The sequence below is a fragment of the Aestuariivirga sp. genome, from assembly GCF_037139295.1.
Classification (GTDB): domain Bacteria; phylum Pseudomonadota; class Alphaproteobacteria; order Rhizobiales; family Aestuariivirgaceae; genus Aestuariivirga.
The window spans coordinates 1-8,487 of record NZ_JBAXGR010000116.1; the positions used below are offsets into that span (position 1 = coordinate 1).

Here is an 8,487-nt window from a genome sequence, read left to right on the forward strand (position 1 = left end):
GTTACATCGACGCCGTCGACCTAGACACCGGGGAGCTGATCGCCAGCTTTGATGGTCGCCCGGTCACCTACGGCTTTGGCGAACTCGACACCCTGGTTCCCGCCTATGCGGCAACCATCCACAAGTCGCAAGGCTCCGAATACCCCGCCGTCGTCATCCCCGTCATGACCCAGCATTACACCATGCTGCAGCGGAACCTGATCTACACCGGCATCACCCGCGGCAAGAAACTCGTTGTGATCGTGGGCCAGGCCAAGGCCGTCGCCATTGCGGTGAAGAACGTCTCGGGCCGCCGTCGCTGGACGAAGCTAAAGGAATGGCTCGCCGGGAATGCAGCCACCAGCGAATAGCTCTGAAGCCAGGCCCGTCGTTCATGCATCACAAGTTTGACCCGCGCATCTTCATTGATCGGCCCATGCAGCTGTCTCAGAGCGCAGAGAACGATTTCCGCGTCATTGTGGCCGACCACAATGCCGGCCGTATCTTTGCCACCTTCCGTAGCAGCAGCAAGCACGTCTGGCTCTGGACCGTCACCGGCCCCTATCTGCAGGGCGCCCGGCTGAACGGCAGCGGTGACGCCGATGATTTGCCCAGCGCGAAGTCTGCTTTCCGCGCAGCCTTCGACGCGTGGCTTCACTGGGCGATTCGTCAGAATGGCGAAGTGATCTGGCATGAATGATGTGTCGTTCCCGCGTTTTCGCAAGTCGCGCTAAGCGACCTTTGAAACATTCGCGTCATCCTCGATCGAGGTAATCTTCACGATAGACCGGAACTCCTCGAGAAGATCGGGCTGGCGTCGCTGCAGGTAGCTTGCAACCGCCTTGTTCGACACGAGCTTGTTGAGATAGCCACGCGCCAGAACCATGTTCAGGACATCGTTGCTATAGGATTGCTCGATCACCTTGAAGCGGCTCTGCACCAGCGACATCTCCTGTTCCATGCGCGAGATTTCGGCAGACGAGAGGCCCTTCAACCCCTTTGTCTGACTTGGCTCCAGCAGCTGATCGGAGGTTGTGGCGGCAAGAAGGGCTCCGGCATAATTGACCGAGAAGTTGTTCATCGAGCACATGAGGTCGGCACATTCGATCTGGCGTTGCGGCTTCATCTTTCTCAGATACCGCATAATGTCAGCACTGAAGTTACGGTCCTTCAGCATCTCCTCGACTTCCGGACAGATGCCATCGAGAAGATCGCGCTTGCGCCGCAACGAGACGATGTTGAGGTCGAGTGCCTTCGCTAGCCGGTCCTCTGGCACGCCCCGCTCAAGGGCACGCAACACCATGTAATGTTCCTGAACCGTGGCAAGGCGGTTGACCCGCTTGTTGTAGGTGTAGCCTTCATCGTCGCGCGAGACGAGGCAGGCAGTCGTCGCGAGCCCCAAATCCCGCATCGCCAGGAGGCGAAGATGACCGTCGAGCAGCATGTGGAGACCCGAGGCAAGATCTGCCGGTGTCACGATCAGTGGTTCAATGAGCCCAATCTCCCGGATGGAGGAGAGGATCTGGGCGAACTTGCGGGTCTTGCGGACTTCGGGTTGGACAGATCGTGTGGGAAGGAGTTTATCGAGGCCAAGATGGATCGCCTGCCCCTCAAATCCGATCTGTACCTTTTCCGTCATCGCAGCTCTCCCCCGTTCTTGCCCGGATCCAGAATCGCAGGCATGGATGTGAGCCCCTCGGCCCGTAGCAGATTCAGAAAGTCCTCATCGCCCAGCAGCCGCGTCATGGCGCCCGAGACGAACGCGAGCCGTTGCTGCACCCCGTCGGCCTTGCGGATCAGCATCTTCTGCCGCTCGACTTCCCGGTTGTAGGCGCGCACGAGAGCAGAGGACGTCAGCCTCTGACCCCTGTTTTGACGCGTTCCCTTCTGACCGTAGCCCTTGCCGGCGCGCCGGCGTTCATCAATGAGGCGCTTGACCGTCAGAACCTTCTTGCCCCGGAGGTCGCCTGACTCATAGGCAGTCTGCAGCACCTCCTGGACGTCGGCGTCATCGCTTCCCGCCTTGGCGATGGCCATGGCAATCGCCAGTGGCACCCGGCCCGCTTCGACTGCCGTCACGAGGCGCTGCTCGCCCTTCTCCAGAAGCTCCAGCATTCCACTGACCCACCGCGGGTCGAGCCCTGTCTTGCGGGCGATTGCCACAACCGAATGACCCCGTCGCTTCAGGCTGCGGATCGCGTCGAGTTGTTCGAGCGTGCGCGGCGTATGGCGGGCGATGTTCTCCACAAGGCTCATGACGAAGGCTTCGTCGTCAGTGGCCTCAATCACCTGGGCGGGGATGCTTGTCTGCCCCAAGGCCTGGAACGCCTCGATCCGACCCTGCCCGCAGACCAGAATGTAGCGCTTGCCACCAGCACCTGAGCGCTCCGCCACCGTGATAGGCTTCTTGAGGCCCAAGAGGCGGATGGACTCGACCAGTTCCTGGAATACCTTCTGGTTCCGCTCACGCGGGTTCAGGATTTCGATCGCCTCGATCGGCACATCCTCCATGACAGGTGCTTTCTTCATGCGGCTCTCCTGATGCGACTGCGGGCGGCTAGGCGGTAGAGCGCCTCCAGCCCATCAAACCTGTAGCCCTCCAACCAGATGCCATTTGCCTCAGCAAGGTTGAGCCGCTGCGGCCCGAGGTCGATCCAAGGCAGGAGGTAATAATCCAGGATGCCGGCATTGTCGGCATCAAGCCGCACCGCGATGGTGATGTCGGGACAGAGCCCTGTGTCGAGCCTGATCTTCCAGCGCAGGCTTCCCGCTTCCGTGCGGCGGCTGCGCGCCAGCACAATCGAGGCTGTGAACTCGCCATTGACGGTCAGCAGATCGGTCCCGGCGTCGCGGTACACTTCGCCCCCAATGTCCATGATGCCCGCTTCGGTGCGTTGCACGATCTCAGGATGAAGCCGCCTTAGCTGGCGGTTAATCTCGAGATAGGCAAAATCACGGTCCGGCCGGTAGCCAACCAGCTCATAGGCCCGGATGAGGCTGCCGAAGCGGTGGGTGTAGACGCTGGCCGAAGGCATCTCCTCGGCCTCGTTGATCAAGATTCCCGAGAGATAGCCCTTGCCCTCGTAGAGGCCCTTCAGCTTCGTCAGCAGGTCCTCGTCAGTGAACCGCTGGGAACGTCCGCGTATGATCCCTTGCGCAATGTAGAAAAGCTCCGGCTCAACGATCGCCGGGAAGGCCTCTTCCTTGCGTATCAGCTTCTCAGGGGGATTCACCACCCGCTCGCGCTTCAGCTTGAAGGAGCGGCGGTTATAGACGTTGTTGCCGATGTATTTCTCGTTGGTGAGCACCTCATGCACCGTCCCACGCGTCCAATGCCGCCCGAGGTCGGTCAGAACGCCCATGGCATTGAGGCGGGACGCGATTTCGCTCTCGACCACGCCCTGCTCCACGAACCAGCTATACATCTGGCGAACGATCCGCACCTCGTCCTCAGGACCCGGCCTCAGCACCACACGGTCGGTCTGAAGGCTCTTGTGCTCACCGCGCTTCAGCTCGGCCTTCACTTGACCAGACTGGTCGAGAAGCACCCGGCGCAAACCAAAGCCCGCGGGGCCACCCTGCCGGAAGCCAAGCTCGATCAGGCGGCACTGTCCGGCGAAGACCTTCGCCGAGAGCTCGCGGCTGTATTCGCCGGCCATGGCGCGCTTCACGCCCTTGACGATGGTCGAGACCGGCGAGCCGTCATTTTCGAACTGCTCCGCGACATAGATGACTTTGATGCCGGCCTGCTTGCAGGTGTACTCGTAGTGGGCGGATTCGTCGGCATCCTGGAAACGGCCCCAACGGCTCACATCGTAGACGAGGATCAACTCGAAGTCGGTCTCCTTCGCCCGGACATCCGCGATCAGATTCTGCAGACCCTCGCGCCCGCCGATGTTGAGGCCACTCTTGCCCTCGTCCGCGTAGGTCCGGACAATGTCGATGTTGTTGTGCTTGGCATAATCGCGGATCCGATCCGCCTGGTTCTCGGTCGAATACTGCTGGTGCTCTGTCGACATGCGCACATACTCGGCAGCGCGCCGGCGTCGATCATCCTGTCCTCGAAACTGAAAGTCCTGCTGCATCCCGCCATCCAACTCAAACCCAACTCAGGCGTTCACAGCTAGCGTCATGTCGCGGGCGACTTCAAGAGGATAATGCGTGTACAGACGATTATACTCGATGATTGTTGCTGGCTCTTGCCAAGAATTATCCACACGACAGTTCCCCGCTGCACACCGCTTGGCCACTTGGCGCTACGAATCGTGAGCACCTGCCATTGTGCCAAGGCCCGAGACGGCTATCGTTTCCTCATCACATAGCGAACGGTCTCAGCCCAGTCATGAATGAACCGCTTATACTTTCAACACCCCCGGAGAACATGACAGCGCAACAGCGTCGCCATGAGCTCATCGGCATTCTCAGCGTCGGTCTCATGCGTCTCTTCACCCAACAGTCCAGCTCTTTATCTGCGCCCTGCGAAGACAGTTTTCTCGACTTCGACGCCAAGCGGAGCGGTGTTCGCCGCCACAGGCTTCGCGAACGCACAGGAGGTTGATGATGCGAACCAAGAGACAGACCACACTGGACAGGCTTCCGCAGCCAGGAGAGGACATCCAGGCAGACGCGAGCGTGGTGGCGCAGCTCGCAGCACTACAGCGCATGAGCGTCAACGACCTCAAGAAGAAGTGGGAAGAACTCCTCGGCAACCCCGCCCCCAACAACGCGCGGGCCTTTTTAGAGCTGCGGATTTCCTGGCGGATTCAGGAACTGACATACGGGGGCTTAAGCCGCGACACGCGGCGGACGCTTGAACTCCTCGCTGATGAGACGGAGGGAAAGATCAGCCGCAAACCCATGGTGAACGACCCGCGCAACCCGCTTCCCGGAACGCGACTGATCCGGGAGTGGGAGGGTGTCGAGCACACCGTTACGGTCCTGAAGGACGGCTACGAATGGGAGGGCCGGACATACCGGTCGCTCTCCGCCGTCGCGCGAACCATCACTGGCGTCAACTGGAACGGCTTTCGCTTCTTCGCTCTCAATGGCGTGCGGAGGAAAGGCTGATGAAGGCGCCCCCAAGGATCGAGCAGGTCAAGCGTCTGCGCTGCGCCATCTACACCCGCAAGTCCTCCGAAGAGGGCCTCGACATGGAGTTCAACAGCCTCGATGCCCAGCGCGAAGCCTGCGAAGCCTATGTGACCAGCCAGAAGTCTGAAGGCTGGGCCGCCATTCGCGAGCGCTACGACGATGGCGGATATTCCGGTGGCACACTTGACCGGCCTGCCCTCTCGCAACTGCTCAAGGACATCGAAGCGGGCCTCGTTGACGTGGTGATCGTCTACAAGATCGACCGCCTCAGTCGGTCGCTCGTCGATTTTACCAGGCTGGTTGAGGTCTTCGAGCGCAACAGCGTGACCTTTGTTTCGGTCACGCAGGCGTTCAACACCACAAACTCTATGGGTCGCCTCACCCTCAACATTCTCCTGTCCTTTGCACAATTCGAGCGCGAGGTGATTGGCGAGCGCATCCGCGACAAGTTCGCAGCGTCCCGCAAGCGCGGCATGTGGATGGGCGGCTTCGTGCCGATGGGCTACGAAGTCAAAGACCGAAAGCTGGTGATCAACGAAACGGAAGCCAAGATCGTACGGCTGATCTTCCAGAAGTTTGTCGACCTCGGCTCGGCGACGACACTGGCCCGCGTGCTGCAGGCTGAGGGCATCCGGAACAAGCGAGGACGGCTGATCGACAAGGGTATCATCTACAAAATTCTGAACAGCCGCCTTTATCTCGGCGAAGCGGTCTACAAGGGCACTTCCTACCCAGGAGAACACGATGGCATCATCACACAGGAGATGTGGGATGATGTGCACGCCATTCTCAGGGAAAATTCCCATGTCAGGGGCAACCGACACCGCGGCAAGTCCAGCGCCCTTCTCAAGGGGCTAATCTTCTCCGACACCGGAGCCGCCATGACGCCGACGTTCACCCGCAAGGGCGAGCGGCGCTATCACTACTACGCCTCGATGGACCACATCCGGGGGCGATTGGTGCCAGAGGGATCCGGACCCGCCCGGCTTCCCGGCGGCATGGTTGAGGCGGCAGTGGTCGCGGAATTGCGCAGGCTGATCGCCACGCCTGAGATCGCCGCACAGATCCTGGAGCGGTTTGAGCGGGAGAACACGGCCTGCGACCAGCGCGAACTGCTCGCCGCCCTCAGGCGGTTCAACGACCTCTGGGATGTGATGTTTCCGGTGGAACGGGCGCGCATCGTGAGGCTTCTCGTTGCCAGGGTCACGGTGGGTGCGGAGGGCTTGGCCATCGATCTGCGCAACGAGGGGCTCGGCTCACTTGCCCATGACCTGCTGACGGAGACTGGTGCATGAGCAATCCTACGACCCGCGTGTTTGTCCCCCTCACCATTCGCAAGCGTAACGGCCGGCCAAGGGTTCTCCCGCCCGAGACAGCTGAGCGTGAGCAAATTGCCCAGGACCATCATATCCTTCGGGCTCTTGGCCGTGCATGGGCCTGGCGGCGGCGATTGGAGAATGGTGAAGCGACCACCGTCCATGACATTGCCAAGGACGAGAAAGTGACCGATCGCTTTGTCAGCCGCACCATGCGGCTGGCATATCTTTCGCCGGAGGTGCTCGAGCGGCTGGCGGTGAAGCAGGAGCCGCCGGCGATTTCGGTGGCGGCACTCATCGATGCGACCTACCTGCCGTGGGCCAATCAAGAGAGGTGCGCCTATACTGAAAGCGCACATTCCAACGGCTCAGGTATCGATTGCCACAAGCACCATCAGAGGCTTAATCTTACTCCTAGTGATCGGCTGAAGGATTGATCCTCACCAGAGATGGACCCACAGCTCAGGCGCTTGACGAATACCTACTATGAGGGTGCTGTGGCTGATAAGTCTCGTGTAGGTCCGCTTTCCAACAAGCCCGTCAATATTCCAGATGTCAGTCTTACTCCCACGCCAGAATTGGGTCCAGTAGCATATCCGGATGCGCGCAGCTTCCGCCAGCGATTTGGCCTTCTGGTACCAGCCACAAATACGACAATGGAGCATGAACTCTGGAGTATCATCTTTGCCAATCCTGGTGCGAAGGGACTAGCGGGGGTCGGCTTGCACACAAGTCCAGTCTTGACGCCGAGGCCTGACGTCAGCTCTGCCAAAGGTATCGAAGAGTACAGACAGCAGTTCCTCAACGGAGTCGAGTCCGCCATCAAGACGGCACTGCTTGCCGCGCCCCAGTATATGATCATGGGCATGAGCCTCGAACATATCATTTCCGGCATCGAGCCAATTCGTACGACGATGGCTCAGATGGAGAAATACTGTTCACTTTCTTGGGCGACATGGCACGATGCAGCAAAGGTTGCGCTTGATAGCTATGGCGCCAGGCGAATTGGTCTTCTCACACCCTTCGAACAAGTTGGAAACACCTCTGCTGCCAGGATGTTTCAGGATCTCGGCTACGAAGTTGTAGCCAGCGTTGGGTTTGCCTGTGGGAACACGCAACACATTGCCCACATACCTGACTGGGCCAAAGAAAAAGCAGTCATGGAGATGGCGACTGCGAACAACAGACTTGACGCGATAGTCCAATGCGGCACGAACATGGGCATGATCAATGTTACCCAGAAGCTTGAACCATTATTGGACATTCCGATACTCGGCATCAACGCGGTGTGTTTGTGGTATGCACTGCGTGAAAGCGGCTTCACTGGACCATTAAACGGCGGGGGTCGTTTGCTTCGCGAGTTTTGAACAGGGGTTTGTCATTAATGGAAAAGAAGCACATCAACCCGCCAGAATTGTTCGTGCACCCGAGCTATACGCGCGTTATCACTGTCTCCGGTCCGAGCAAGCTGATCTTCATCGCCGGTCAGACCCCGTCCGACGAGAGATATCGACCGGTAGAGATCGGCAACATGCGCGGCCAGTACCTGCGGGTGATGGAGGCGCTGACGATCCAGCTTAATGCAGCAGGTGCTACTTGGGACGACGTGGTTTACCGCCGCATCTTCGTCCTTGATATGGACGCGTTCATCAATGTGCAGACCGACCCGGCCATGACCTATCCGTGGCATCCCGATCGGCCTCCACCCAGTACCCTTGTAGGTGTTACCCGACTGTCTCACCCCGACTTCCTCATAGAAATCGACCTGATGGCGGTGACAAGCGGTTAAAGGTACACCGGTCTCGTCCATGTGCTTGGTGCTTCACGGCCTCGGCGTAGTGGCGCCGAGGCGCTGGAAGTTCTGATCCATCGAGGCTTCGAACATGCAGCCCTTGGCGATCACCCGCGCGCCTGGGAATTGGCATCGATAGCCAAGCATCACGTCGCCTTGCTGCCGGTACCCGCAGATCTGCTGTTCAGTCTCCGCCTTCAAGAAAAAAGGCGACCCGTCGCCGGATCGCCTCGCCTTGTGTTATTCCGCGATACTGAGCGGGCTTTTAGAAGTCCATGCCACCCATGCCGCCGCCCATGCCGCCACCAC

The 8,487-nt window shown here is 59.6% G+C and carries 11 protein-coding genes; 7 read left to right on the plus strand and 4 right to left on the minus strand.

Annotated features, from left to right (window positions below):
* Together WCJ41_RS18375 and WCJ41_RS18380 are read left to right on the plus strand one after the other, a co-directional pair.
* On the plus strand, window positions 1–350 hold a 350-nt coding region (locus WCJ41_RS18375), incomplete at its 5' end, for an ATP-binding domain-containing protein (RefSeq protein ID WP_336907291.1).
* A 23-nt stretch (window positions 351–373) separates the two neighbouring features.
* Window positions 374–679, plus strand: a complete 306-nt coding sequence (locus tag WCJ41_RS18380; RefSeq protein WP_336907292.1) for a hypothetical protein — start codon at window positions 374–376, stop codon at window positions 677–679.
* Between the two features lie 30 nt (window positions 680–709).
* Here the strand turns inward: WCJ41_RS18380 and WCJ41_RS18385 are convergent, their stop codons facing one another.
* Genes WCJ41_RS18385 through WCJ41_RS18395 form a run of 3 tightly spaced genes read right to left on the minus strand, consistent with a single transcriptional unit; the run spans window position 710 to window position 4,064 of the window.
* A complete protein-coding gene (locus WCJ41_RS18385; protein WP_336907293.1) occupies window positions 710–1,618 on the minus strand; it encodes a plasmid partitioning protein RepB C-terminal domain-containing protein in 909 nt (302 codons plus the stop codon).
* A complete protein-coding gene (locus WCJ41_RS18390) occupies window positions 1,615–2,508 on the minus strand; it encodes a ParB/RepB/Spo0J family partition protein (protein ID WP_336907294.1) in 894 nt (297 codons plus the stop codon). The genes WCJ41_RS18385 and WCJ41_RS18390 overlap by 4 nt, the downstream gene beginning before the upstream one ends.
* A complete protein-coding gene (locus tag WCJ41_RS18395; RefSeq protein ID WP_336907295.1) occupies window positions 2,505–4,064 on the minus strand; it encodes a recombinase family protein in 1,560 nt (519 codons plus the stop codon). Before WCJ41_RS18395 ends, WCJ41_RS18390 begins: the two co-directional genes overlap by 4 nt.
* Window positions 4,065–4,539: 475 nt before the next feature.
* Here WCJ41_RS18395 and WCJ41_RS18400 point away from each other — a divergent pair, with 475 nt between their 5' ends.
* The 5 genes from WCJ41_RS18400 to WCJ41_RS18420 are packed head-to-tail and all read left to right on the plus strand — an operon-like array spanning window position 4,540 to window position 8,175.
* On the plus strand, window positions 4,540–5,046 hold the full coding sequence (locus tag WCJ41_RS18400) for a DUF2924 domain-containing protein (protein ID WP_336907296.1): 507 nt from the start codon (window positions 4,540–4,542) through the stop codon (window positions 5,044–5,046).
* Window positions 5,046–6,365, plus strand: coding sequence for a recombinase family protein (locus tag WCJ41_RS18405; protein ID WP_336907297.1), 1,320 nt, complete (start codon window positions 5,046–5,048; stop codon window positions 6,363–6,365). The genes WCJ41_RS18400 and WCJ41_RS18405 overlap by 1 nt, the downstream gene beginning before the upstream one ends.
* Window positions 6,362–6,823, plus strand: a complete 462-nt coding sequence (locus tag WCJ41_RS18410) for a hypothetical protein (RefSeq protein WP_336907298.1) — start codon at window positions 6,362–6,364, stop codon at window positions 6,821–6,823. The genes WCJ41_RS18405 and WCJ41_RS18410 overlap by 4 nt, the downstream gene beginning before the upstream one ends.
* A gap of 33 nt (window positions 6,824–6,856) precedes the next feature.
* The gene (locus WCJ41_RS18415) at window positions 6,857–7,753 is read left to right on the plus strand and encodes a hypothetical protein (protein WP_336907299.1); all 897 of its coding nucleotides are present in this window, start codon (window positions 6,857–6,859) and stop codon (window positions 7,751–7,753) included.
* Window positions 7,754–7,770: 17 nt separating this feature from the next.
* On the plus strand, window positions 7,771–8,175 hold the full coding sequence (locus WCJ41_RS18420; protein WP_336907300.1) for a Rid family hydrolase: 405 nt from the start codon (window positions 7,771–7,773) through the stop codon (window positions 8,173–8,175).
* Between the two features lie 33 nt (window positions 8,176–8,208).
* Here the strand turns inward: WCJ41_RS18420 and WCJ41_RS18425 are convergent, their stop codons facing one another.
* Window positions 8,209–8,379 carry a hypothetical protein gene (locus WCJ41_RS18425; RefSeq protein ID WP_336907301.1) on the minus strand — a complete coding sequence of 57 codons (171 nt, stop codon included), beginning with the start codon at window positions 8,377–8,379 and terminating at the stop codon, window positions 8,209–8,211.
* Between the last annotated feature and the right edge of the window lie 108 nt (window positions 8,380–8,487).

What these genes read in the sequence shown, in the direction of transcription:
- WCJ41_RS18380 (WP_336907292.1), top strand. Translation starts at nt 374, where the DNA reads ATGCATCACAAGTTTGACCCGCGCATCTTCATTGATCGGCCCATGCAG.
- WCJ41_RS18385 (WP_336907293.1), bottom strand. Translation starts at nt 1,618, where the DNA reads ATGACGGAAAAGGTACAGATCGGATTTGAGGGGCAGGCGATCCATCTT.
- WCJ41_RS18390 (WP_336907294.1), bottom strand. Translation starts at nt 2,508, where the DNA reads ATGAAGAAAGCACCTGTCATGGAGGATGTGCCGATCGAGGCGATCGAA.
- WCJ41_RS18395 (WP_336907295.1), bottom strand. Translation starts at nt 4,064, where the DNA reads ATGCAGCAGGACTTTCAGTTTCGAGGACAGGATGATCGACGCCGGCGC.
- WCJ41_RS18400 (WP_336907296.1), top strand. Translation starts at nt 4,540, where the DNA reads ATGCGAACCAAGAGACAGACCACACTGGACAGGCTTCCGCAGCCAGGA.
- WCJ41_RS18405 (WP_336907297.1), top strand. Translation starts at nt 5,046, where the DNA reads ATGAAGGCGCCCCCAAGGATCGAGCAGGTCAAGCGTCTGCGCTGCGCC.
- WCJ41_RS18410 (WP_336907298.1), top strand. Translation starts at nt 6,362, where the DNA reads ATGAGCAATCCTACGACCCGCGTGTTTGTCCCCCTCACCATTCGCAAG.
- WCJ41_RS18420 (WP_336907300.1), top strand. Translation starts at nt 7,771, where the DNA reads ATGGAAAAGAAGCACATCAACCCGCCAGAATTGTTCGTGCACCCGAGC.